Genomic DNA, 25,834 nt, shown 5'->3' on the forward strand with positions numbered 1-25,834 from the left:
AACCTCTTTATTTTAAATTAAGTCTGTAGAAGCCTAGCTATATTGGTAGCAATCAAATAAGCAGTTGCCATAGGTGTGCCATCCATAGCTACAGGTACAATGGAGTCATCGGCAACAATAAGATTTTGTACCCCATAAACATGACCTGTGCTATCCACTACACCTCCTTGATTCAAAGGTGCCATGCGGCAATGGCTTTGGAAACACATATTCGATGCCACTTCCTCTTGAAGAAAATCAGTCAAGCGGTGCGTATCATTCAATATGGATGGGTCGGGGTAAACCATTTGGTAAGAAGGATCGATAGATTGCAACTGCACATTAATATTTTTGATGTAATTTTGAAATGCGCTGACATAAAGATTGAGATCAGCCGCATTTCGAAATTCCCCTAAATCCACATTAGGTTCTGCAAATGGATTGTTACTCTTAATGCGAATCGAACCACGGCTTTGCGGTTGCACCATATCGAAAAAGACAATCGAGATACCTGGTATTGGATTAATTGTCGCGAAACGAAGTGAACGCACTGCAGGGTTTCCATTGGGTGCAGGTAACCAGGCAATTTGTGAAAATAAGCCATTTTGTACATTCAATTCAGCGCCAATATACTTGATGAGTTCCCGGCCAACAGGTGTATTTGCTGCAGCGTTGATAATATTCCCCAGCATGGTTAGGGGAATGCCAGCTGGCGTATCGTTCGGATTTGAAGTGTAAATGAGAATAACATGGGGTTGATCAGCCAAGCCTCTGCCTACATAAGGATTATTATAAACAACCGGAATATTCAGGGTTTGCAATAAGGAAGCCGGACCTATCCCAGAGCGCATTAAAAAAGAGCTGCTTTTAATCCCGGCACTCACAATGACCCCTTTATTGGCATAAGCTTTTTTGATGACGCCATTCTGAGAATAGATCACCCCAACAGCCTTGTTACCCTGCCAAATAACGCGATCTGCAGTTGCATTAAATAAAATTTCTAGCTTGCGTCCATTGACCCCATGGCCCTTTTTATCCATGACATCAGGATTCAAAAAGGTATTTGAACTACTGGCGCGTAGTGCACCATTTAAACCTTTTTGAGTGAATTGAACTTTAGCAGAAGCCCCAATAGGCGTATTGGGGTTATTGTAATCTAAAACATAATTCACACCGGTTGCCTGGACAATTGCTTTCGTGAATTTTGTAGAAACCGGAGTTGGATTGGTTTCCTGACGAATAGGGAGCGGGCCATTATAGCCATGTACCGCAGGATTGGTAGTTTGCCCGTGGTAATTTTCCAATTCATTATATATCTTCTGAATTACTGCTGGAGACCAGTTTGGGCCTGCAATTGCACCCCACTGTGAAAAAATCTGGTTTGTGCCTCGGCACCACACGCCTGCATTAATTGATGAAGCACCGCCTAATGGCAATGCGTACACCCAATTCAAAAGCCGATTATCAATAAATAATTGGTGTATGGTTTCACTCAGCGCATAGAGTGGAGGCCCTATTAAGCCCAGTGGTACAGTGATGATGCTGTTTTTTGAAAGAGCAATCAGAGGATCATCATCCAAATTGGGTCCATTATGCAATGCAATCACTGAAGTTTTAAAATCATCAGTTAATTTTTTTGCCAATACGGCACCCGCAGTTCCTGCACCTATGATAATGTAATCCGGTGCATTGATTTGAATCATTGCAGGTAAAGTATGACTTACTGAGAACATACAAAATCCATTGCTTAAGGGAGCGCAACCTTGTCCCACATTGGCAATAGAGTAAAATGGTGTATTGACTCTAATACCTGCATAAGGATAAGTATGGTTTGCTTTAGTGAGAATACTGAGATTAACAGCAGAAACATCATAGTTTTGACAACTGATAGTTCCCTTGGCATTCAAACATAAGGTGATGTTAACCTCGGCAGGTGCACCACTACTGGTAATTGAAAAAAAATTACCTGCTGCAGCCCAAATATTTTGAAAAATGAAAAATAAAAAAAAGACACTCCCTATCCTGATGCTCATATCTGGCTCATTGTATATTTAGTCCCTCTCAACATTGTGATATAAACGTAATTAATGAGCAATAAATAATAAAAGAAAACCTGCAGGATGATCGCAACACTCCTGTCAACGAAAAAGACGATAAATATCCAGGAACCCAAAATGGCAATGAAAGGATTCAAAAAAATTCTATTTATTTTTTGTTGTGCCGCAGTATTTCTCATTTCTTGTAAAAGCATGTCTCAATCTGATGAGAATGTAAGTACTGGTGAAGAGTATGGTTTAAGTGAGCCAGATTGGCGATAGAAGAAAACTTCAACCACACAACCGAAACCTTTCTATTGGGGTTTTAAATTTCGATTCATCTCAGGATAAATGTTTACGCCGATTGAACCTAAATCAAACAAAAATAAAAATTTTCTAATAAATACAATAATTTACTCTGCAAACCTCCGAATGGGCTTTTTAACCTGAATACGCTCAGAACTATTTATCCTTAGAGGAAGCCTCATTCCTAATTAGGAAAAACTCAATTTTTTCAATATCCTAGAGTGATTTTTTTTGATTGGGCCACCAATAAAAACTGCACAATTTTAAATCATTAAATTAAATATCTTCTATAATAAAAGAAAGATAATGAAGCATCCTTCACTTAAGCTTTACGCTGTAAAATAATGGAAAGGGCTAAATGATTTCTATATCCGGATATGCATTAAGAGAAAAAATGCGGCATAACCATAATATCGATACTTATTATGCCTTGCGTTTAAAAGACAAGCGGCGAGTTCTACTTAAAACGCCCAATAAATTCCATTCGAGCTCTGAAAATTTAGCCATCTTACAGCATGAATTTCATCTGCTAAATACCATTGAAACACCGACCATTATTAAAGCCTATGATTTTTTACAAAATACTTATGCACCGGTTTTAATCCTTGAAGATGTCAAGGGACAATTACTCACCTCTTACCTTTTAATACACCAGCTGAATCTAGATGATTTTTTTAATTTGTCATTGCAACTTGTTGATATTGTTGGTGAATTGCACCAACGGCAGATCATTCACAAAGAAATTAATCCCTCAAATATTGTAGTTGATCCCGATAATATGATTCTTAAGCTCGTAGACTTAAGCGCGTCAACAAAACTTGCTGAAGAGACATTTGACTATCTTAAATTAGGCGAGTTCGAAGAAGGGTTAGCCTATATTTCACCGGAACAAACTGGAAGAATTAACCGCCCGATTGATTATCGTACGGATTTTTATTCACTAGGGGTTACTTTTTATGAAATGTTAGCCAATCAATTGCCCTTTCAAACGGTCGATGCGCTTGAATTAGTACACTGCCACATCGCGAAAAAACCGCCTACAGTGCTCCAGGCAAGGCCGGATACTCCTAAAATGCTTGCAGCAATCATTAATAAATTACTAGGTAAAATGCCTGAGGAACGGTATTCAAGCATTATCGGATTAAAATATGATCTTCAAGAATGCTACCGGCAGTGGCAACTCAATGGATCAATTAATGAATTTGCCTTAGGCACCCGAGACATTCACGACCACCTTAGCATCTCTCGAAATTTATATGGTCGGGAAAAGCAAGTAAGCCAACTTCTGAAGATATTTCATCGCGTGAGCCAAGGGGCTAAAGAGATAGCCTTTGTTACCGGGTATTCTGGAATAGGCAAAACCTCCCTGGTTAAAGAGGTTCATAGACCCGTGATACAGCACAAGGGTTATTATATTCAAGGGAAATTTGATTTGGTCCAACGTAGCATTCCTTATAGCGCCATTGTCACTGCGTTTAAGAATTTGGTGAAACAAGTCCTTTCTGAAAGTGAAGAAAGATTAGAAAAGATTAAAAAACTTCTTATGTACTCATTAGGTAATGTAGGACAGGTGGTTATCGATGTCATTCCCGAAGTGGAATTAATCATAGGGAAACAACCTCCAGTACGTCCTTTAAGTCCTTCTGAGGCGCAAATCCGTTTTAATTTAGTATTTCAAAATTTTGTTCGGGTATTTGCGCAAGCGGAGCATCCATTAGTGATATTTTTAGACGATCTCCAATGGGCTGATAATGCATCTTTGAGTTTTATTGAGAATTTACTTCAGGATCGTGAAACAAATTATTTACTAATTATTGGCGCTTATCGAGACAACGAAATTGTCGAAAATCATCCACTCCAACTGAGCATCTACAACTTATATAAAAATAAATCCAACATCAATACCCTGACTTTAAAGCCCCTTCGGTTGAATAATATTCAAGAGTTGTTATACGACACCTTATCTGGTTCACAGAGAAAAATTCAAACGTTGGCTCAGTGTATTTATGACAAAACACAAGGAAACCCATTTTTTATTAATGTATTTCTTAAAATTATTCATGAACAAAAAATACTCTCTTTTTCATATGAACGGGGTGCCTGGGTCTGGGATTTAGATAAAATTCAACAGCAAAGTGTTACGGATAATGTCATTGATTTATTAACCAATAGAATTCATTTACTTCCTCCCATCACTCAGGATATTTTAAAACTTGCCTCATGTTTTGGCCATGAATTTGATTTTAATACTCTGCAAATAATTAGTGGTGCATCGACCAGTCAAATCGCTGAGCAATTATGGCAAGCAATTAAAGCAAACCTGATATACCCGCTTGAAGAAAGCTATAAAACCTTAGGCCTAATGGGATTAAAAGAAGACGTTACTGCCCTTGATACGAGTTCTCTCCATTATGGCTTTTCTCATGATCGCATTTTGCAGGCATCTTATGAACTTATTTCCATACAAGACAGGCCCAGCATTCATTTAAAAATAGGCCGATTGCTATTAAAGAATAAACCGCTAGCAGAACATGATGATCGTTTATTTGACATACTCAAACATTTTAATCTAAGTATTCCTTTAATTCATGATCCCAAGGAAAAACTCCAATTAGCCCAATACAATTTATGGGCAGGACAAAAAGCAAAATTGGCTTCTGCGTATTACTCAGCAAATGAATATTTAACAGCAGGTATTGAATTGATAAAACCCGATAATTGGGAAAAAAATTATAATTTAACTTTTAATATTTATAAAGAATTAGCGGTATGTAGATACCTCATTAGTGATTTTAAAGCTGCAGATAAATATTTTTCCGAGTTATTACGCAATGCAATGGATCCACTGGATAAAATTGAAATTAATCGATTAAAAATTGAGATGTTATCTACCTTAGGGAAACATACCGATGCCTTGGAAATAGGCTTAGATACATTACGAACTTTTGGCATTAAATTGCCTAAAAAACCCAATATGGTTCATGTAATCATGGCCATATATAAAGTGAAATTGCAAATTAAACATACTCCCATTGAATCGATAGACCTACCTTTAATGAAAGATCCAAAACAAATTGCCCTGGTCAATTTACTGACTCAATTATTAAATAGTTCCTTTATCACCAATCAACAACTGTTTGTTATTTTAACCTGCAAAAATGTGAGCATCAGTTTAAAGCATGGTTATACTGAGAGTACCTCAATGGCACTTCCTGTATATGCATTTATTATCATGCATTCATTAAATCTATATCATGACGCCCTTTCTTTTGTTGCTCTCTATAACAATCTAAAACAAAAATACGGCGCCTCAAATTTTGAAGGGAAGAATCAATTTGTTATAGGATCTTTTATAGAGCCCTATCAAACTTCGATTCATTTATGCAATAACACGATGATTAAAGCATTTAGACTCTGTTGTGAGGTAGGGGATCTCGTCTATAGTAATTACAGTAATATCCTGTTAGTCATTCATTCCTTTTCACGAGGGAAAAAGCTTGAGGAAGCCCAAAAGTACATCCAATCGACATTATCATTTATGTCTCGGGTTAAGATTTCTGATTTTAGTGAAATGGCTAAATTCTGGGACTATTTGAGTCAATGTTTAGAAAAACCAGGCTTCACCCAATTCAATCAAATTTCCTCATTTGAAGAAAAAATCATCGAAGGGAAAAGTAAAACTGAGCTAAGCTTCTTTTATAGCTCCTTAACTTTCTTACATTTTTTATTAGGCAATTTTACAGAGGCAATTAAAGCCGGAAAGAACCATGAACTGGCCTCGGAATATGATAAAGGCTTACTCAGTCATTTAGATGGTAAGTTTTTTTATGCATTGGCCCTATTTTGTCAATGGCCCTATTTACCCAAATCATCCCATCGATCCACTTTAAAGAAATTAAAAAAATTGGCTTCTAACATCAAAAAATATGCCCAATGGTGTCCAGAAAACTTTAATGCGTGCTCTTTACTTCTTACCGCGGAATTATCTCGCACAGCCAAGCATTATGAGAATGCTCTTGAGCTGTATGAGCAAAGCATAGAAGCTGCATTGAATTCAGGTTTTATTTTAATTGCTGCAATTGCCAGTGAACGTGCCGCGTCTTATTGCCTCCATCTTAAATTAAATCAAATCGCAAAAATCTATTTGCATAATGCGCATTGTTATTTTAAAGATTGGGGAGCCGATACCAAGGTGAAATTAATAGAACAAATTCACGAAATGATTCCCTCAGATGCCTCCACTTCTCCGCAAATGCTTGCAACAAATCAAACTAGAGTAAAGAATCACACCATTGATATGCTGGCTGTATTAAAATTCACCCATCTTATTTCGAGTGAAATACGTTTAGACAAATTATTGCAAAAACTTTTAGTCATTGTATTAGAGCATGCAGGAGCACAACGCAGCATTATTTTAACTAAAGATAATGAAAAATGGATTATTGAAGCAGAAGGCGATTTGGAACAACAAATTATTTATCTTGTCGGCTCTGAGGAGAGTAAAAAGGAAATAAAATATCCTTTAACTATTTTAAATTATGTACAACGAACTCAAAAACCTATTATTTTAAATGATGCAATTCAGTCTGAATTAACATTCCAGGATGAATATGTCCAGAGAGAGAATCCCCGTTCACTTTTAATGATGCCCTTGTTCTACAAAGGACATTTATGTCGCATGCTGTACCTGGAGAACAACAGCACGAGTCATACATTTACACCAAGCCACCTTGATAGCCTGCAATTACTTGCATCACAAGCGATGATTTCACTCGAAAATGCCAAACTCTATTATCAAGCCACTCATGATCCTTTAACTGGATTAGCCAATCGAAATATGTTGTATGAATTTTTTCAACAAATGACGAAACAAATGGCCCATTATAATGAGACAATTGCTCTATTATTCCTGGATATAGATTATTTCAAAGTAATCAATGACACCTTGGGGCATGATAATGGGGATAAACTATTAATCCATATTGCAAAAACCATTAACTCCTGTTTGCGGGAATGTGATTTTGCCGCACGATTGGGCGGAGATGAGTTTACTATTATCTTGTCTCATATTACTTCCAAGGATCAAGTCACAGCGATAGTAAAACATTTATTTAGTGAAATTTCTAAACCGGTTCCTATCGATGAACATCTCATTCAAATTGCATCGAGCATGGGAATCAGTATGTTTCCAAATGATGGTAGTGATATTGATACCTTGCTCAAACTTGCAGACACTGCCCTATATCAAGCCAAAGAAAAAGGGAGAAACCAATTTCATTATTATTCCACAGAATTATATGAAGAATACAAACAAACTCACGGCTTAAGTAAGGAGCTGCAGCAAGCCTTTGATAAAAAAGAATTCTTTCTTATGTTCCAACCCTTTTACACCACCGATGGACAAATCATAGGCCTTGAATCATTATTACGTTGGAACCACCCTAAAAAAGGAATCATCGAAGCCTCCAAATTCATTCGCAGTTTAGAAAAAAGTTCATTAATGATTCCAGTAAGTGAATGGATTATCAAAACTGCATGTCATCAAGCAAAAATATGGCAGAAACAAAAAATTCTCCCTGGGCCTATCGCAGTCAATATATCAACCATTCAATTTATTCGACACTCGCTAAGTCAGATAGTGGCCGATGCCCTGGCTGAAAATAATCTGGAAGGTTCTTGCATTGAATTGGAAATTACAGAGTCCATTTTTATTGAATACAATGATACTTTGTATCAAGAAATTAATGCCTTAAAAAAAATGGGCATCAATTTAGTGATTGATGATTTTGGTACCGGTTATTCGAGTTTATCCTATTTAAAAAACTTACCGATACGAAAAATAAAAATTGATAAAGCATTTATAAATAACTGCCACCAAGATTATTTAGATCAAACAATTATTAAAGCCATAGCAACAATTGCCCACAATTTAGGTATTCAAGTGGTGGCAGAAGGCGTTGAGAATCAACAGCAACTTCAATTCTTGTCTGAACAAGGAATTGATAGCATACAAGGGTATTATTATTCTCACCCAATAACGATCGAGGCATGTGAAATGCTTTTAAAAAACATGAAATTTCAAAAAATGAAGAAAAATATGTAATGAAGCAATGCAATTGGAGGAATGAATATGGATAAGGAATCGTCATGGATCAGGCATTGTATGTTTGTTTTACTTTATTAAAAAGAACATCCTATTATCATATAAAGACATCCAAGTTATTTCCGCATTTAAAATTGCTGCCGCAAGAGTATTGACATGGAACGCTACGAATCAACACAGTGGCGATCCATTGGAATTTTAGGGATTGCAATGTGTTCAGGAGTACTGGTAGGGTACGTCACAACAGTCATAGCCGGAGTTCTTCCTCTCATCAACAAGAAATTTCATCTTGTCGTGTGGCAAGAAGGACTTCTAGTCGCCATTATTTTAATAGGAGGTTTTGTTGGTTCTTTATTGTGTAATAAAATAATTCCTGTATTAGGCCATAAAAAAACATTAGTCTTAGTCGCACTTGCTTTTATTGCAGGTTCTCTATGGAGTGCCTTTTCAATTAACTATTTATCACTCCTGTCTGCCCGTTTTTTTAGTGGATTAGCAGTAGGCATTACCACAGTCATAGCACCCATGTATGCCGCAGAAACATCATCCGATCACACTCGGGGATTTTTGGTCAGCAGTGTACAGCTGGCAATTACTGTAGGCATATTATTCGCTTATATTATCAGTTATGTTTTTGCCCCAACGCACAATTGGGAAATGATGTTTGCCGTGGGGGTATTTCCAGGTATTTTATTGTTGATGTTGATCCCTTTACAATTGGAAAGCCCTCGATGGTTATTTCTTAATAATCGAGTTGATGAAGCAAAAAGCGTTTTTTTTAAGTTACATGGCATCCAATGGGTAGAGGTAGATAGAGTTCACTGCCATCACGAAATACAGGGACGCTTTAGAGATCTCCTCCATCCTTATATTTTTCCTGTGCTCCTGTTCACTTCAGGATTATTTTTTTTTCAGAATTTAAGTGGTATTGATGCCATTTTATTTTATGCACCTATCATTTTAAATCAGTCAGGTTTTACAAGTCTACAGAGCGGGCTTGCCGTTGCCATAGTGATTGGATTTATTAATATTTTGGCGACTATTTTATCCATGTGGCTTATCGATCATCTCGGCAGAAGACCGATAGCACTCACTGGTTTGTTTTTTATGGTTGTGTGCCTCATTGGTTTTAGTTTTATTCACCCTTACGTGACAAGTGCTCCCATCATGCCGTGGTTAAGTGCATTGATGTTGTTATTATTTGTTTCATTTTTTGCAGTCAGTTTAGGCCCTATTCCCTATGTTCTAATGTCTGAACTTTTTCCTATTCGTATTAGAACCTTGGGTATGGGGATTGCATCAGCTACTGCATGGGGAATTAATGCTTTGGTTACATTTGCTTATCCTATCCTCACAGAATACATGGGAATAAGTCGCCTATTCTTTTGTTTTTCTATTATTTGCGCGATTGCATTGTGTATTTTCCTGCTATTTTGTCCTGAAACGAAAAATCAAACATTGGAAAACATAGAGGCAAAACTTCAAGGAGGAGAGAAATTAAGAAACCTGGGATCAATTTAATTTCATAGCAGAATTATTATATTCTGTACATTTGCACTAGAACAAAACATCTAATATAGTTAAATTTCAAGTTGGTATGTTGTCCCCATGAATCCAAAATTTTTTGTGTATTATCTTGGACTATGGAGTCTAAGAGTTCGATTATCTTTGCATGAAATAGAGACAGAATTCGTTATTTGATGATGGAAGGGAGTTTCATTAATGATGCCCTAACTTTCAAAAGGAATGTTACATGACAAGACTAGAAGAACTACTTTATTCTTTAGTTACCGTTATCGTTCTTTATCACGACAGCCAACCTAGAACAAAAAAGCTGATTGTAACTACAGACGGAGAAGTGATTCAAGAAAAATCACTTCAACACGCGAAACAAATTATTTTTAATCAAGATTTCAATATCAGCTTAAATGAAATCATCAAACAGTGTCCAGATAATGGCCGAAGGCCATTGTTATATTATCTTTTACATGAAATAAATTTTTTAAAAGAATTTTTGGATAGAGAAAAATCACTTGAACCTGACTCCCTGGATGAATATACAAATCAGATTGTACAGTTATTTCTCAACTTCAAGTTGCTTTTAGAAACTCCGAAACACAAAACATGTCGAATAAACCTGATTAAAACAGAAGACAAGAAACACTCCTCTATTAATTTGTCTGGACTCAAAAACGATGGGTATCTGGGAGGTGATTTATGTAACTCAGGGGAGATATTAAACCATTTGGTTTTGAATCGTTTTAATATCAATGGGGACACTTCCGATGATCGAATCATGGAAATAGCGGAACAAATATGCAAAGAGCATCAGCATACCCTTCTGATACAAGAGCTTAAGATCCAAAATGAACAACAAAAAAAATTAAACTTGGAACAAGAAAGTAAATATGATTCTTTATCTTGTAAAAGTAACCAAATACAAAAATCCATAGAGAGTGTTTCTAAAAAACAAAGATTGGCCCTGTATGTATTTTATTTTCTCTTTATAAGAATACGTGCAAAAGAAGAAAATCAAAGAAAGCTGATTGAGGAGCAAAAAAAAACAATTGAGATAATGGAAAAGAAAATCAGTGAGTTAACCGAAAAAGTTGCGCCAAAGTCCCACTACAGATTTTATTAGTTAACCTCCGGTAAATAATCGCATACATTGCAAGCAGAGATGTAAATTTTATGCTAAATCATATCACGTGCAGGCAGGGCTTCACCTCAATGAAGTGTTTCATTGTCTATAATTTACTTAGGTAATAAAACTCAGATAGGTGATAGTCGTTATGACTCAATCTAAATATTGTCCTGATCCAACTGGGAAAGGGAAAAAAGTGGTCCACAGAAAAGATCCTACACCCCTCTTTCCTAGTAGACTGGAAGTAAATCAGGTTATCCAAGGTACGGGTAATTGCTTTCTTTTGTCGGCTATAAATTCAATTCTTGCACTTGAGGGAGGCGAAGACTTAATCCGCAGACATATGGTTGAAAAAGACGATAAAGTTCATGTTTTGCTTTATGATGACAATTATAAACCTCAATGGATTGTCATTGATAAATCCCTTCCCACTTCAGGATTCGTCAGTAATGGGGCTAATTGGGTTAAATATCTTGAAAAAGCTTATACCGCCTTTCACTCCGGAGATTATACTGAAAGTTTAAGTCATGGAAAAACGTCACATGCTTTGCAAACATTTCTCGGAAGGCCATCAAGTAATCTGGGATTCCCCTATCAATCCCATACGAAATTAGCTGATCTTTATAAAAAAAGTATTGCTGGGGGTAATGGGAAAGACATCTATACATTAATTTTTCTATTAAGACCTACTCCAGGAATGAAGCAGAATTTGATAGAACACGTTTTTGATGGGGATGAGGCCTCTTTGAATGACTGGTGGAAGTGGGTAAAATCTCATAAAAAGGATTGGGAGAAGTTATTAACTCATAATCCATTAACTATGGAAAAATTCCTGGCTCATTGGGATAAAATGCAATTCAATCAAAAAGAGCAATGTCCAAAAGAAGCAATCCAAAAGATAATGGACTGGATTCAGAGAAACAAAATATTGCCTTCAGAAAATAATTACAGCTATGAAGAAGAGCGTTTATTTGATGAAATAAAAGATGCCATTCAGAGCAAGCAACCTTTAACCACCGATTCTAAAGACAGTCCCTCGCGAGGAATTGTGCCTGGACATTCTTATGCCATAATTGGTGTTCGTGAAAATCCTGAAACAAATAAAAAATTTGTTGTTTTACGAAATCCCTTCCCTGAGGAGCGCTCTTTTTTTTCTCATTTCCTGCTTTCAGGAGGACGGCATGCCACCGAAAAAATCGATCCCAAAACTGGTGAGACGAGATTGTCTATTAATACCACAAAAAGTTCTACTTTTGTAATGGAACTTCGTGATTTTACGCAAACGTTTCAATATTTAGATAAAGGAAATGCCTTAAATGAGGTACTGGAACCAGAGGAGGACAGTGTATTATTAGCAAGCAAAAAATAATGAATCGGGCAGTTCCACAACAAGCATCTCGTTTATTTCGTTCAGAGCCTGAATAAGATACCTATTCCTTGAAAGTTATCTATCAGATCTTCATATATCATTTTTTTCTATGCATTGAGCGCACAATCCTTTAATTTCCACAGTACAATTAATAATTGAAAATTGAATGGAGTTTGCAAGCTCGGTGACGCATGAAAAATCAATGACACATTCTAATTCTTTGACAAAGTCACAATGATTACAAATTAGAAATTGGGCCTGCCCTAAATGGTGTCCATGCAAGCAGGCAACATAAGATTTAAGGCTATCAATACAATGGATAAACCCTTCCTGATGCCAAAATTGAATCGCCCGGTACACTGTAGGCGGTTTAGGATTTTCAATTTGCTGGGATAATCTTTGCAAGATTTCATAAGCGCCAAGAGGTTTTCTTTCATTCACTAATATTTTAAGGACACGTTCTCTCGGTTCTGTAAACCGATAGCCATGCTTGATGCAATGTTTATAGGCCTTGTCCAACAAATTATATTTCATGAATCATTTTTTCAATTGAATTACTTTATTGTACCACAGCCTTATTTTGCTGAAAAATAATTCACAAATGGCACCAATATCAGGTATAAACTCTTTTGGCTTAAAATTTATTAAATGTGACTTGTTCTTTGGCAACATAATGTTACAATGTAACACTTTTGAAATATCCATAGTGGGCTTTACGAAAGTGGGACAATAGTCCCCTTTCATGTGTTTAGGTCCTTTAAGTGGAGAAAACCCCAAATGTACTTAAATAACTATAGGTTCTACCTTTCAGATGAAACGCAAGTTATTGATCCAGAAAGAACTGCGGCAAGAATTGAAAGAAATTTCATTGCAACAAATCAGTTAGAATTGGTACGCGTTGCAATAGATTTCGACAGCAAAAATAAAAGCATCAGTTTATTAAGTAACAATAAAAACTCTAAAATCGTCCAATCGATATTATGTCAATTATTGCTGCAAGAGGGAATGACATTACAAGAGGCGTTTGAAGAAGAAAGTTTATATTTTGAAGAAGAAACCGAACGTGGAGAAGTAGATAAACTTGATCCTGTCCATTCTCCTGACTCCCTTAAAAAGAAAAGAAAAAAGAAGAAAAAGGATAACAATCACGCACATGGCCATAGCCATGCCCATGACCATGACCACTCTCATGCTCATGCACACGCCCACCATTCCCATAGCCATACTCATGGCCATGGCCACGATCATACTCATGGCCATGAAAATCATTGGCTTAAAGCAGCACTGGGATTACTTTGGGGTGTCGGCCTGCTCATTATTGCCATAGGAAGCTTTAATATACCACTCATAGCCTATTACATCATCACTGGGCTAACAACCTTAATGACTCTCTATTTGGGCTATACCATTTATCAATCCTCATGGTATTCCTTACTCGAAAAAAAATGGGACACGACCACCCTATATACGATTAGCACCTTAACCATTGTTGTTGTATCGATTGCGAGTATGTTTATTCCTGGCCTTCCGATGATGTTTGAAGCAGCGCCTTTGGTATTGGGTTTTTGGCACTTGGGAGAAGGTATTGAACATACTTTAATTGGGAAAATTTCCAAAAAACTGGATGTCAGGGATTGTATCGAACCAACGGTTACATTAAAAGGTAAACCCAACAGCCAAATATCTGTTAAAAAATTAATTCCCAACGATATTATTATCATTAATAAAGGTGGCGTTATACCCACAGACGGCGTATTAACGCAAGAAGCATTTCTTTTTACGACACGAATTGATGGTTCTTCCGAGCTCAAAAGATTCGGACCAGGCGATGAAGTTAAGTCTGGGATGCAATTAGCAGCTCATAGTTCTGAAGTCGAAATGCGTGTTAAGAAAACTTATCAAAGTTCATACCTTTCACTATTGGCACAAAAAATCAACAAAGCCGATGAAGAAAAAGCACCGGTTGAGCTCTTCGCTGATAAAGTGTTGAAATATTTTATTCCCGGATTACTGGGTATCGCCCTCCTTTCCGGGATTATCATAGGCTGCTTTTTTCCTCCCGCGCTCGCCATTCAATGTGTGGTCGCAGTTCTTGTGAGTGCTTGTCCTTGCGCATTAAGTTTGATTACGCCAATGGCAGTAAAAATAGGTATGAAGAAAGCATCTGAAAATGGAATTGTTTTTAAAAATGGGAAGGCTTTACAATCAGCGGCTGATATTGATACGGTTGTTTTTGATTTAAATGGGACACTCACCCAAGGAAAAGTAGAAGTCCAGTCTTTTTCTATTCAAGATAAAAGCTTTTTGAGTTCTATCGCATTGTTGGAGGAACATGCGGATCACCCTGTGGGAAAAATAATTGCTTCCTACATTCGAAATACAGAAATTACCCAAGAAGAAACAACTTTAGAACTAGACTGTTTGGATAAAAGCCATCATTCGGGCATAAAAGGCATCATCAATAATGAAGTCTTTATGGTGGGTAATAAGGATATGCTTTTAGCTAATGGAATAACCCATATTAGTCCACCTTATGATAATCCTGACAATGGTGCCATTTATATAGTGCGCGAGGGAGCAATAATCGGCCAAATAGCCTTAGCCGACCCTTTGCGCGAAGATGCTGTGGCAACAGTGAAACAATTACAACACCTTGGGAAAAAAGTACATATTTGTACTGGTGCAGATAGAGCCACTGCAGTCAAATATGCCAAGCTATTAAATATCCCTGAACAATATATTTTTGCAAATACTGTGGGTGTGATTACCCGATCCGGAGAAAAAGAGAAATCCAGTTATATTGAACAGTTAAAACACGATGGTCATAAAGTAGCTATGGTAGGCGATGCAGCCAATGACCTTGCGGCTCTTGCGTGTGCAAATATAGGAATAGGCGTAGAATCATCAATTGGTGATACCATTACCCAACAACAGGCGGGTATTGTAGTTCAGAAAGGTTCACTCTTTCCAATAGCCACTGCATTTGATATCGCAGGAAAAACGAAAAGCAATATTTTTCAAAACCTTTGTATCAGTTTGACTTATAATTCAATCATTACTTTAGTGGCGGCAGGATTATTTGTAGCGATAGGATTTGCGCTTAACCCTGCTCTGGGTGTTGCCCTGATGGTACTTGAATCTGCACTGGTTTTAGGCAATCTATATCGTTTTAAGCAACAAGAAATTGTTACTTCGGCATCAGCGACTAACCCTGCAGAAATAGAAGCTTCTAAAGGGACTACCAACGGTTTATTGAACTCGTTAGGCTATAAGTTTCAACCTAAAGCCTATCTCTCACAAGAATCAGAACCTCAAGACGTGGGTTATCATGATTTATTCAAACCGAAACGGAGTAGCTCCACCCCTTCGAATCATGCCACGCAACTTAAGGATTCATTTCAAATGTGTTAATTAATTTTAATTAAAAAATACATTGTTTTAGGGTTTTGCCTACTCTCGTGATCCTTTCGATAATCAGGGCGTTTGATTCATGGGACTTGCCAAAGTAAAGATTATTGCTTTATTGTTCTGATTCAATAGAACGAGGATGGCTGCGCTGTTCAGTAAGCCCTCCCAAATTCCGATTTCCCTGAATGAACCCAAGGTCCCTATGGAAAATAGTTTTTATCGAAACATATTATTTATTCATTAAGGAATTTATGTGCTGGTTTTTATTCCGAGTTTGCTATGATTCATGCATTCCCCTCTTTTTGAAATGAGACATTTGTAAAATTACACCCATAATTTAGAAATGGACATTCACATGAAAAAACTGCTTAGCGGTGTATTTTTGATTTTTATTGGTCTTGGTTTTCTGTATCTGGTTCAACCATTTTTTGGATTTAATATCTCTGCCTCTGAGTTGTTTGGTCAAGCTTTGCCTTTTTTAAAATCTAAAACACCATTACATCCTGAACTTCAGAATCATTATATTCTAAAAACCTATATCCAGCACTTGGATAAACCCCGTTTTATGCTGGTCACTGAATCAGGGGATCTACTTGTAACCGAACCGGCAAAAGGCAACTTGCTTCTCATCCCTTATAAAAAACCAAATCAAAAAAGAATACTCTTGAATGGTTTGAAAAATCCGCACAGCATTGACATTTTTGAGCATTATTTATATGTCGCAGAAGAAAATGCGATTGGCCGTATTGAATATAATGCCCTTGAAGGCAGAACCCTAGGACATTATGAGAGAATCATTACAAACCTACCTGATGATGGGGGACATTGGACTAGAACAATTAAATTTGGTCCTGATGGCTATGGTTATGTTTCTATAGGTTCATCGTGCAATGCCTGCATTGAAAAAAATCCTTTGAGGGCTTCTATATGCCGGTTTAAGCCAGGAGAGAATCATTTAAAGGTTTATGCAAATGGATTAAGAAACTCTGTGGGATTCGATTGGTCGCCAACAGATGGCGGGCTTTATGCAACAGAAAATGGTCGTGATTACTTGGGAGACCATTTTCCACCAGATGAATTGAACTTAATCCAAGAAAATCAATTTTATGGATGGCCTTATGCCAATGGAGACCGGGTACCTGATCCAAAATTTGGAAAAGGACAAGAAAAAAAAATCAGTACCTCACAAAAACCCGTTTTTAATTTCGCAGCCCATCAAGCAGCATTAGGAATTACCTTTATCAAAGATCCAGGCTCTCCATTGTATAAAAAAGCATTGGTTGCATTTCATGGTTCTTGGAATAGCTCCGCTAAAGTAGGTTATAAAGTAGTCAGTTTAACTTTTAAAGACGGAATTATCTCACAAAATGATTTTATTACCGGTTTTATAAAAAATGGGAAAGTATTGGGAAGGCCTGTTCATCTTGTTGAAGGTAAGGAGGGCGAGATCTACTTATCAGATGATTATAATGGGACAATTCATCTTATTGAACAGCAAAAGGAAGATAAAAAAACGCTTTAACTATGAACTAAATGACTTTATATATGTATAAAAAACGTGCATGAAGGTCATTTTTGTGCTAAATTAGCGCTCATTTTTCAATTATTGGTTTATAAAAGATGAAATTTTCTCGTTTAGATTTATTATTTATCGCATGTGCATTCATGATATTCCAACAATCCGCGCACAGCCATGGACTTATAGAAAAGCCCATGTCTCGAGAATATTTTTGTGGCAAAATCACCCAGCCTCATCACATTGAGCCTGGAAACAAGCTTCCTTATGAGGCCTGTCGTCCGGTCTTGACCAAATCAGATGGTAGTTACAATCATGACGTCTATCAATTTATGAGTGTATTAAGCCATACCCGTGGTTACTATCAAAATTCAAATCTGCCAAAGCATGTTTGTGGTTATGATAGCGAAACATTTAAAGGAAAAGCCACGCCTTGGGATGCCCCAATTAATTGGCCAGCAGACAAGATAACAACACACAACCAGGAATTTATATGGGATGTCTCCTATGGACCCCACTTCAGTGACACCGAGCATTTCCGCTATTGGATAACGAAACCGGATTATCAATTTAACAAAAATAAACCGCTTCAATGGAGTGATTTCGAAACGGAACCGTTCTGTGAATACGCCTGGGATGACAAATACCCGCCACAAGATAAAAATACAATCTGGGCAGACAAGATAAAAAATAAATTTCATATGACCTGTAGTGTACCAGCGCGAACAGGACATCATGTCATCTATGCGGAATGGGGAAGAGATCAAAGTACTAATGAAAGATTTCATTCTTGCATTGACGTAGCTTATTCATAAACACTCCATTCAATTAAATAATGGGCTCCATTTTAATGTGCCAAGAAATGTTGAGCCATTTTTTTACCTCTTGATTTTTTCCCGCCTCAAGCGGGAATCCATACTCAATCAAATGGATGCATCAGAAACAGTATTTTCGTTCTTCGTCGAATTTAAATTAGACCTTATTGTTGTTTTGAAGAGATCTGGTATCACCAAGTTTAATTCCCTTGAGTGCTTTTTCGAATACCTCAAAATTACGCGCGCTTTGCGTGTCGAGAATAGGAAACATGAGGTGTTTAAAAAAGCTGGATCTTCTTTCAATTTCTTCCCCATAAATATCGGATACCAGTTCAGGCTCATTATGAAATTCTCCACATCCCCACGCGCCTAAAATAGCATTAGGTTGATCTGCAATAATCAGGGTGTCTAATTGAGAAGAAATGCGTCGACGCATTTCCATAATACGTTCATTAATCGGTACCTCATGCTGAGATTTAGTAATATGTTCAGGGGCAGCTGACCTTAGCTCATAGAAAGGGAAAATCTGGTGTGTAGGAAGAAACATGAAGCTTAATTCAGGATTTGGGGTATATCCTCTTACCATGAATTCATCTGTAGAGGAGGGTAAAAAATAAACTTCAGGACCTCTAAAGCATATTCGTGGTTCTTTACTGTAGAAAGTTTTATAAGCTATCCTGGTAGAAGAGAGTGCATTAGGACAGCGCTCGCTTAAAATATCAAGTTCTGCCTCTGTCATTTTTATTTTACCCTCTACAAACGCCCTTCCTTCTTTGGTATATAAAAAAGTTTTCGTATAGTCCTTATCAAATTTAATCCATTTATCCATTAATGAAAGGGGACAGGTACTACGATGCCACATACTTTCTTCTTGAGCATTACCTCCTTCAAAAACAGCCCCGCCAGGGAAATGGGAATTGGCCATGTTTAAAACCATATAAATTTTCCCAGCTTTTTTAGTAGCCTCCAATGCTGCTACGAGACAGTCTTTAGCGACAACATCGACTGAAAGTGGAAAATCTGCTCGAGCTTTTGACCAGTTGTGCATATTTGTTTTAGAGTGATTCTTTAATGTCTTATATTCTTCTGGATCTGTAATTGCGCGTACGGTAAGACCCATACTTTCATATCGATGTCCATTCCCTGATAAAGCTCCTTGAAATAAACCAGGTTTTTGAGCCATGTAGGCTTCGCGAATTTTATTTGAGCTTGAAGGAGGAAGCCGTCCGAAAAATGCTCTCATAATGCAAATCCTAAATTATTTTATTTATAACATTTAAAATTAAAGGTTCTTTTGTTAATCATTTTGATTGTATTTTGATCATAGCGAATATCAGTGAAAATTCAAGGTGTCGTGAAAACTCACGAAAGATCATCATGGTAATTAGCGGACTTTTAATGATTCACTCTTTTTGGGTGATCTATTTGTAATCTTTATGGTATTATTATGCACTGTTTATTCTTTTTTTAAGATTTCCTTAATGTATTCAGTTTATCATGGTGCCCAAAATTACTACAAATTATCATAAAATTTTAGAGAGGGTAATCTGTGTTTAGCAAGCCTGTAAAAACCAAAACGGATCAAGTCAACGAAAAAATAGCACGTATCTCATCTGCCACAGAGGTACAAGACGTACGATCCATACCTAATTTTAAGGAAATATTGAGCCAGAACCCTGGTTTAGATAAGGTTCTGGGATATTTTGTTGAAATTCCCCTATCAGAGTATGCAACTTGTGTGCCCAATGCTCCTAAATTCCCTGATAGAGAAGGGAATTATTATGAAGAAGGTCAATTTGATGCGCCACTATTTACATTAAAGGAATGGCGTAACAACTGGCCCAAAGTACATCCAGGTGCTGCCCAACCCGATTTATTAGTCAATGCGAACTGGTTTAATGTCTGGGATAGTGGCGTTGCAAATGTTGGACAAAAAATCAATCCCAGAACACAACCGCGCACCTATCTCATTGGATTATCAATAAGTGACGGCGAGCTAGTCTCCACCCATAAAGTGCTCGATCAAAATAATGTTGGTTTGGATGCAGTTGTTTTTGAAAAGAGATTAAAGACAGCGCAATTTATTTCACATGACGAAATCGATTTACAATTGCAAGATTCTAATTTCTATGAGAATAAAGATGCCGTATCCGGGTTTTTAATTTTGAAAAATTCAAACAAATTAAAAACACCAGATCTAAATAATAATCATTTTAATCGATTACCACGAAGTGGTATTGGCTATAGAAATGATTCAAACACTATCATACTGATGGTAATACATAATCCTGATAGGAGCTGTGGCGTTACGGCAGAAGAATTTGCGAAATTATTTGAAGAGCTCGGTTGTACAGATGCAATCAACTTGGATAATAGTGGTTCCGTAGAGTTATATTACGAAGGACTCGGTTCATTTGGTAAACAAGAGGTCACCGTTCAAACACAAACTTGTGATGCCGGAGCAAAAACTGAACGCCCCAAACCCAATTGTTTGGGTTTTAAAAATGTAAGCCGCCCTACTTTCTTTGCGAAAGATGATTCTGATCTGCCTAAAAGAGCCAAAACGGCTCCGAAAGAAAAGCCATCAGCAAAGGGTGATGAGTCTATCGATTATACCTATTATATTAAAAGCTAGATTGGCCATCCAAAATTACTCTCAGCTGTTTTCATTTTCTCCTCAGGAGACATTGCATCGGATGAACAGACATCCGATGCAATTTTTAGTGTTAATTCAATAGGAAATCTTTCCATGCTAAAAAAACTATTCCGATCCCGGTAGCTTTGAGCCAGCATAAGGGAAGCGTGACGAATTTGATAATAGCTATTGAAATACGGACACTGGATGGCAAAGTAAAATTTAGAAGCAGTATCAAGGATCCGTCTATCATTCACATATAAAGAACAATCATTATAAGATGAAGAAACGAGTTTTGTTTTCGTTAAGTTGAGAAGATGAATAAAGGATTCTTTTATTTTGACAGTTGGGAAAGTAACAACTAATCGTTGGTTTTCCGAAAGAGATGCTGGGAAAAAAACCTGATTCTCGTGAATCACAAGCACTCCCCTCTTTTGATATATACCGAGATTCTTCAAAAAAATATTTCGAATTTCAGAATTAGGAAACGCAACAACCAAGTATTTTCTTTTGTCTTCAATCGAAATCGATAAGTTGATGACAGGGCCAATTGTACGTTGAATAAATTGATATAAGCGTTCTTTTAATTTCAAATCATCACTACAATTTCGATCAACAACGCGTGTGAACCAAGTTAAACCATAATTTTCTGTGAGTAAGCTACGTAGTTTTTTACGAAGATCCTGGATCGAACTTAATTTTTGAGGATAGGCTTGATCTGATGCATGATAATAACGTAATGAATGTTGCTCAGAAATTATTTGTCGTAAGCATTGTATTACCCCACGCAGGCTCAAATAACTTGTAGAATGTCGCAATAAACGCCGGGATAATGCAAGAATATCCTTTTCGTCTGCAATTAATGCTTTTAAAGTCTCATTTTCCATCATTGACCTTGTATTCGTATTATCAATCCGATGGAGCCACTTTACAAAACTGTATCAATAATGTCTACCCTGCAATTATATTTCGCAAAATTTTTCCTACTGAGAGGCCACCCAATGCCTGGCGCGAAATCATAATAACTCAGGTTACCATCCTGTTATGGTTTGAGTTTATTTACTGTAATATTTTGTCCTGTACCATAGTAGTCATCAATAATAACGAACTCTTTCTGTTTGGGAGCTACTGGTGAAGACGCATGTTGCGCTTGTACTGAAGGAATATAATCCTCAATTAGATTGAATTCGGCTCTTTTAGTTACTACAGACTTTGAGCCCTCGTGAGTTTTATGAAATATTTTACGAATCAAAAAAGCAATGGAGGAAACCAAGCGGTGAGACGACATGATAGAAAGATGGCCATGGCGATCTAAAGTAGTAAGCGAATCAGGGAATTTATCAACATAATCTTTAATGTAACCGGAATCTCCTGGAACGATTGCATCTTCGGTGGCTATAAAAAAATGATAAAGAGTTGTTAAATTTTCCATAATTTTTTTCTTTAATTGGATCAGAAAATCACTGCCTATTTCCATTTCTTTAATGGAGTCAGAAAACCAGGTTAACGGACGCATTGCGAGATAAGAACCATTAAATGGAGTACCTACAGTCATGACAAGAGACACTTCTATACCGGCAACTTTGGCTAAATACTCTGCAAAATAGGAGGCAACTAATCCTCCTCGGGAATGAGCGATTAAAATCACACGACGATGGCCGTTTGCTTTAATTTTTTCCCTAAGTTGCTCCGCAAAAAATTCAATGCTTTTTCCAAGATAGCGTTGCTCAAAGGAAGGCAAGTTCAAGGAGGAGATTTCATTCGGAAGACCCTCTTGAATCAAACGTTCGACGACTCTCTGGAAAGCCGAAGATTGATCTGCGGTACCATGAATAAAATAAATCACAGTTTCTGCGTCCTGGCTTATTTCTTTGTTGAAGTCCGGATTATGATAAACATGATCCCCCGAAGGGGAAGTGAGCCAATAATAAGTGTGCGCGAACATACCGGTTGTAGAAATAGGTTGACTCGTTTTTGCATTTTTTACTGCTCGTTCCCACATGAGTATGCTCCCTTTGTGTACTCTTTAAAAAAGCTCATATCCATTTAATTGATATTTATTATTCTAACTGTATATAAAATCATACAATGAAGCGAAACATGAATCAAAAAGAAATGAGCCTTGGGTAGCCTTATCCATGAAAGAATGTAGGTGGAAACCCCACCTTCTCATGTTTTTTATTTCAATACAGAACAATAAGCGTTGTTTGCAATTTGGTGCACCACATTCTTCTCCAAATGATTTCCGCCAGTATACTCAGCAATTTTAATCATTGTATCCTTGCACATGACACTCACTTTTTTATGCGTTGCCTTCTCAAGTGATTTTACCTTTTCTGAATCCGGTAATGGCATGAAAAATCCTTGTCTTTGGCCTTGCGCTAAAATCTTTGCCGCTTTTCTAATTTCTACAAAATCTTTTGCCCCTGCATCGATTTCATGTGGCAAGGAAGGTGATGTCGGAGTTCCTCCTAAACTTTCTGCCAAGGCTAAGGAATTGGCAGGATCCTGGATTAAATTTTCAAAATTTCTTTGATCCAATTTATTCCCATTGGCCAAACATCTTGTTGCGCTGCTTAGTGTCTTAATGTACTTTAATTGATGCATTAACTTTTGAAGATTAAGAGGATTTAAAAGATTCACTTTTTTCATGATGTCGAATAGTTTCAGCAAAGAGTCATCCGTTAATCCAGCTTTACATACCGCAGTGATCATCAAATCAGAAGCTTTTTTTACTGTCCCTTTATAAGGTGCGGGTTTGGCTTTCAAAAGCTCTAAAAGAGAATGCTTTTGCAAGTAATCAATCACCCTTACTGCCTTATCGGCACATTGCGGCCTTTGAGCCAGCGCATCAAATCCTGCACGGGCAGTATAGTTTACTTGTTTGAACAGAACAAAAGCATGCGCTAATTCAACAGCATAATCAGATTGAGCGCAAACTAAATTACGTGTTTGTTTGTCGAGACAATTTTCCTTCCTGAGCGCTACTATCGCAGCAGCGGCTCTGTCGGGAAATTTCGATGCAAAAACTATTTTCAATAAATCTTTCCGTACATTCTCATCATTTAAAAGCGCCACAGCTTTCACTAAGGCAACACACTTATCCGGATAGGTAAAGACTGATTCTAAAATCATCGGAAGTAATTCAGACTTAATAGGCAACTCTTTAAGCCTATCGGTAGCTTGCCGCAAATTCTCCCCATTTCTATCGACGCTTAAAATACGGTTTAAGTAAGGCGCTAACTCCCATCCTGCGCTTTTAAAATTTTTAAGAATTTGCTCTGCGCCGACACATTTATCGAGTATCCCATCCACTTCAATCAAATGGTTCAAACTCTCAGGCGTATTGGGAAGAAGCTCAAGGATTGGATAAAAATATCCAGGATTTTGTAACTTCATTATGGCAACCAAAATATTATGATTGAATTGAGAATTAAACCGATCTAGTACCATCTCTAGTGTATGCTTTATATTTGCAAGCTGTTTCACATTGTTTAGTAGCGGAACAACATCATCTGTATTGATTCCATGAACATTCAGAAAATGGATGATTTCAAAATAGAGATCAGCATTTTCATTAAATGCAAACTTGGCAAAATAAGTAAACATTTCTAACAGCTTCTCTTTTTCAGAAAGCATTTCGGCAGCATAAAACATTCTTTGTTTATAAACAGGAGCTAGTTTTTTCCCAATAGAAACTATGAGTGGCGCCAGTAGATCGGCTTGTTTATGGTTTTTCTCTAGAAAAGTAATATTCTCTTCGGACAATTGTCCTTCTTTTTTTAAACATTCTAATGTTGGATATCCACCGAAATACCGCACAAGTTTTCTAAAAATCTGACTGCTGATTGAATCACTATCCCGATCATTTTTGCCCAGTAAAATACCCGCTAATTCAATTAGTAAAGCAGGAGTCAGAGTATCAATACCTTCAAGCCTGGTATTACAAAAATCTCTTAGCTCTTTAATATGGGGCTCATCTTTAATTATTCTAAAAAGACCTTTATTTTGGTCATAAAAGGCTATTTCGTTTTTTATAGTTTCTGCTTTCATTTTTCAATTCCTTTTTTGATTACTCCTTTTTCACTTTAACAATACTGCAGCAACAAATAAATAAATAGACAAAAAGAGAGGGAAATGAGCTTAGATTATCTACTTGTCTAATCGTGTTCCGATTATGATCCTCGTTTATATCGCTTGAGGGGATATATCATCTTCTTTTTTTCGGACTTAGGTTATTGCGCGGTTTTACTCTATTATCCTGTAACTGTTTTGCTTGTTGTGGTTTATTATCTTTTATTAATAAGTTTGAATATTTTCCAAATTGATAGTTTCAGCTGATAAATCTGTAAGCTTCATTATCCTTTGTTAAAAATAATCAGCGTAATCATGCCTTTAATGATTTCTTTTCCTAGGGGTAGATTACGTTCTGCCTCTACGGGTGTAGATCCGCCCTTAGAACTTGTTGGGTACATGCATGTACAGTATCCGTTAGAGAGATTAGGCAAGTCCTATCACTAAAACACCTGTGAATATTAAAAGCCCCCCTATTATTACTGAGAGGTTCACATGGACTTGGTTAAACAAAAACCAGGTAAAAATAATCGTAAAAATGGGATAAGTTAATTCAACAATTCCTGCAATCGTCGCATTTTTAAGGTTAATGGATGCTGCGATAAAATAGCTGGCGATTAGGACAATGGCTATTTCAGCAATAGTGATGAATAATAAATTTGAATCGCTAGTCAATAATGCAACGTCTCTTTTCATGGTGGTAAAGAAAGAGATGCACCCAAACAATATCGCCCCAATTATCATTTCCAATGCCAATAAGGTAATGGGTGAAATGCTGTTTAATATCTTTTCAGCTAAAGCGTAATTAAATCCCCACAAAATGGCCGCAAAAATTGCAAATGTAAACCACATGATACGACTCCTGACAACAGCTTTATTATTATTTTTTTACATTATATTTTTGTAAATCCGAGCTTTTTAGACATTGAATGGGACTCAGAAGAAGTGA

General features: G+C 36.9%; 16 protein-coding genes. 9 read left to right on the forward strand and 7 right to left on the reverse strand.

Features of this window, described 5'->3' with window-relative positions:
* Window positions 1-17: 17 nt before the first annotated feature.
* Complete coding sequence (locus tag BU07_RS0105160) at window positions 18-2,012, reverse strand: GMC family oxidoreductase (protein WP_051635474.1); 1,995 nt, start codon at window positions 2,010-2,012, stop codon at window positions 18-20.
* Window positions 2,013-2,153: 141 nt separating this feature from the next.
* On the opposite strand from BU07_RS0105160, the gene BU07_RS17375 reads away from it, so the two are divergent.
* The 5 genes from BU07_RS17375 (at window position 2,154) to BU07_RS0105190 (ending at window position 12,437) form a co-directional block, all read left to right on the forward strand.
* Complete coding sequence (locus BU07_RS17375) at window positions 2,154-2,297, forward strand: hypothetical protein (RefSeq protein ID WP_154659364.1); 144 nt, start codon at window positions 2,154-2,156, stop codon at window positions 2,295-2,297.
* 382 nt (window positions 2,298-2,679) lie between these two features.
* Window positions 2,680-8,424: an EAL domain-containing protein gene (locus tag BU07_RS0105170; RefSeq protein ID WP_031564034.1), complete on the forward strand. Its 5,745-nt coding sequence runs from the start codon at window positions 2,680-2,682 to the stop codon at window positions 8,422-8,424.
* A 156-nt stretch (window positions 8,425-8,580) separates the two neighbouring features.
* Complete coding sequence (locus BU07_RS0105180; protein WP_031564035.1) at window positions 8,581-9,945, forward strand: sugar porter family MFS transporter; 1,365 nt, start codon at window positions 8,581-8,583, stop codon at window positions 9,943-9,945.
* 232 nt (window positions 9,946-10,177) lie between these two features.
* Window positions 10,178-11,065: a hypothetical protein gene (locus tag BU07_RS0105185; RefSeq protein ID WP_031564036.1), complete on the forward strand. Its 888-nt coding sequence runs from the start codon at window positions 10,178-10,180 to the stop codon at window positions 11,063-11,065.
* A 151-nt stretch (window positions 11,066-11,216) separates the two neighbouring features.
* Window positions 11,217-12,437 carry a C2 family cysteine protease gene (locus BU07_RS0105190; RefSeq protein WP_051635475.1) on the forward strand — a complete coding sequence of 407 codons (1,221 nt, stop codon included), beginning with the start codon at window positions 11,217-11,219 and terminating at the stop codon, window positions 12,435-12,437.
* A 90-nt stretch (window positions 12,438-12,527) separates the two neighbouring features.
* On the opposite strand, the gene BU07_RS0105195 is transcribed toward BU07_RS0105190, so the two are convergent.
* Window positions 12,528-12,971, reverse strand: a complete 444-nt coding sequence (locus BU07_RS0105195; RefSeq protein ID WP_031564038.1) for a Fur family transcriptional regulator — start codon at window positions 12,969-12,971, stop codon at window positions 12,528-12,530.
* Between the two features lie 243 nt (window positions 12,972-13,214).
* On the opposite strand from BU07_RS0105195, the gene BU07_RS0105205 reads away from it, so the two are divergent.
* The 3 genes from BU07_RS0105205 to BU07_RS0105215 all read left to right on the forward strand — a co-directional run bounded on the left by BU07_RS0105205 (window position 13,215) and on the right by BU07_RS0105215 (window position 18,176).
* The gene (locus tag BU07_RS0105205) at window positions 13,215-15,848 is read left to right on the forward strand and encodes a heavy metal translocating P-type ATPase (RefSeq protein WP_031564040.1); all 2,634 of its coding nucleotides are present in this window, start codon (window positions 13,215-13,217) and stop codon (window positions 15,846-15,848) included.
* 352 nt (window positions 15,849-16,200) lie between these two features.
* Window positions 16,201-17,367 carry a PQQ-dependent sugar dehydrogenase gene (locus BU07_RS0105210; protein WP_051635476.1) on the forward strand — a complete coding sequence of 389 codons (1,167 nt, stop codon included), beginning with the start codon at window positions 16,201-16,203 and terminating at the stop codon, window positions 17,365-17,367.
* 98 nt (window positions 17,368-17,465) lie between these two features.
* Entirely contained in the window at window positions 17,466-18,176 is a 711-nt protein-coding gene (locus BU07_RS0105215) for a lytic polysaccharide monooxygenase (RefSeq protein ID WP_031564042.1), read from the forward strand.
* Between the two features lie 157 nt (window positions 18,177-18,333).
* On the opposite strand, the gene BU07_RS0105220 is transcribed toward BU07_RS0105215, so the two are convergent.
* The gene (locus BU07_RS0105220; RefSeq protein WP_031564043.1) at window positions 18,334-19,419 is read right to left on the reverse strand and encodes a poly(ADP-ribose) glycohydrolase domain-containing protein; all 1,086 of its coding nucleotides are present in this window, start codon (window positions 19,417-19,419) and stop codon (window positions 18,334-18,336) included.
* 306 nt (window positions 19,420-19,725) lie between these two features.
* On the opposite strand from BU07_RS0105220, the gene BU07_RS0105225 reads away from it, so the two are divergent.
* A complete protein-coding gene (locus tag BU07_RS0105225; protein ID WP_031564044.1) occupies window positions 19,726-20,811 on the forward strand; it encodes a phosphodiester glycosidase family protein in 1,086 nt (361 codons plus the stop codon).
* Here the strand turns inward: BU07_RS0105225 and BU07_RS0105230 are convergent.
* From BU07_RS0105230 to BU07_RS0105245, 4 genes are all read right to left on the reverse strand, one after another.
* Window positions 20,808-21,701: a hypothetical protein gene (locus BU07_RS0105230; protein WP_031564045.1), complete on the reverse strand. Its 894-nt coding sequence runs from the start codon at window positions 21,699-21,701 to the stop codon at window positions 20,808-20,810. The two genes, BU07_RS0105225 and BU07_RS0105230, sit on opposite strands and share 4 nt — an antisense overlap.
* 152 nt (window positions 21,702-21,853) lie before the next feature.
* A complete protein-coding gene (locus BU07_RS0105235; RefSeq protein WP_115262307.1) occupies window positions 21,854-22,813 on the reverse strand; it encodes an alpha/beta hydrolase in 960 nt (319 codons plus the stop codon).
* 176 nt (window positions 22,814-22,989) lie between these two features.
* The gene (locus BU07_RS0105240; RefSeq protein ID WP_031564047.1) at window positions 22,990-24,864 is read right to left on the reverse strand and encodes a hypothetical protein; all 1,875 of its coding nucleotides are present in this window, start codon (window positions 24,862-24,864) and stop codon (window positions 22,990-22,992) included.
* Window positions 24,865-25,311: 447 nt separating this feature from the next.
* Entirely contained in the window at window positions 25,312-25,737 is a 426-nt protein-coding gene (locus tag BU07_RS0105245) for a DMT family transporter (RefSeq protein ID WP_031564048.1), read from the reverse strand.
* Between the last annotated feature and the right edge of the window lie 97 nt (window positions 25,738-25,834).

Origin of the sequence: Legionella wadsworthii DSM 21896 = ATCC 33877, assembly GCF_000701265.1 — a bacterium.
Lineage (GTDB): Bacteria > Pseudomonadota > Gammaproteobacteria > Legionellales > Legionellaceae > Legionella > Legionella wadsworthii.

Excerpts from the sequence above, each read along its gene's own strand:
- BU07_RS0105170 (WP_031564034.1), top strand. The coding sequence starts at position 2,680 with ATGATTTCTATATCCGGATATGCATTAAGAGAAAAAATGCGGCATAAC.
- BU07_RS0105185 (WP_031564036.1), top strand. The coding sequence starts at position 10,178 with ATGACAAGACTAGAAGAACTACTTTATTCTTTAGTTACCGTTATCGTT.
- BU07_RS0105205 (WP_031564040.1), top strand. The coding sequence starts at position 13,215 with ATGTACTTAAATAACTATAGGTTCTACCTTTCAGATGAAACGCAAGTT.
- BU07_RS0105220 (WP_031564043.1), bottom strand. The coding sequence starts at position 19,419 with ATGAGAGCATTTTTCGGACGGCTTCCTCCTTCAAGCTCAAATAAAATT.
- BU07_RS0105210 (WP_051635476.1), top strand. The coding sequence starts at position 16,201 with ATGAAAAAACTGCTTAGCGGTGTATTTTTGATTTTTATTGGTCTTGGT.
- BU07_RS0105245 (WP_031564048.1), bottom strand. The coding sequence starts at position 25,737 with ATGTGGTTTACATTTGCAATTTTTGCGGCCATTTTGTGGGGATTTAAT.
- BU07_RS0105235 (WP_115262307.1), bottom strand. The coding sequence starts at position 22,813 with ATGTGGGAACGAGCAGTAAAAAATGCAAAAACGAGTCAACCTATTTCT.
- BU07_RS17375 (WP_154659364.1), top strand. The coding sequence starts at position 2,154 with ATGGCAATGAAAGGATTCAAAAAAATTCTATTTATTTTTTGTTGTGCC.
- BU07_RS0105160 (WP_051635474.1), bottom strand. The coding sequence starts at position 2,012 with ATGAGCATCAGGATAGGGAGTGTCTTTTTTTTATTTTTCATTTTTCAA.
- BU07_RS0105230 (WP_031564045.1), bottom strand. The coding sequence starts at position 21,701 with ATGATGGAAAATGAGACTTTAAAAGCATTAATTGCAGACGAAAAGGAT.
- BU07_RS0105215 (WP_031564042.1), top strand. The coding sequence starts at position 17,466 with ATGAAATTTTCTCGTTTAGATTTATTATTTATCGCATGTGCATTCATG.
- BU07_RS0105240 (WP_031564047.1), bottom strand. The coding sequence starts at position 24,864 with ATGAAAGCAGAAACTATAAAAAACGAAATAGCCTTTTATGACCAAAAT.
- BU07_RS0105195 (WP_031564038.1), bottom strand. The coding sequence starts at position 12,971 with ATGAAATATAATTTGTTGGACAAGGCCTATAAACATTGCATCAAGCAT.
- BU07_RS0105180 (WP_031564035.1), top strand. The coding sequence starts at position 8,581 with ATGGAACGCTACGAATCAACACAGTGGCGATCCATTGGAATTTTAGGG.
- BU07_RS0105190 (WP_051635475.1), top strand. The coding sequence starts at position 11,217 with ATGACTCAATCTAAATATTGTCCTGATCCAACTGGGAAAGGGAAAAAA.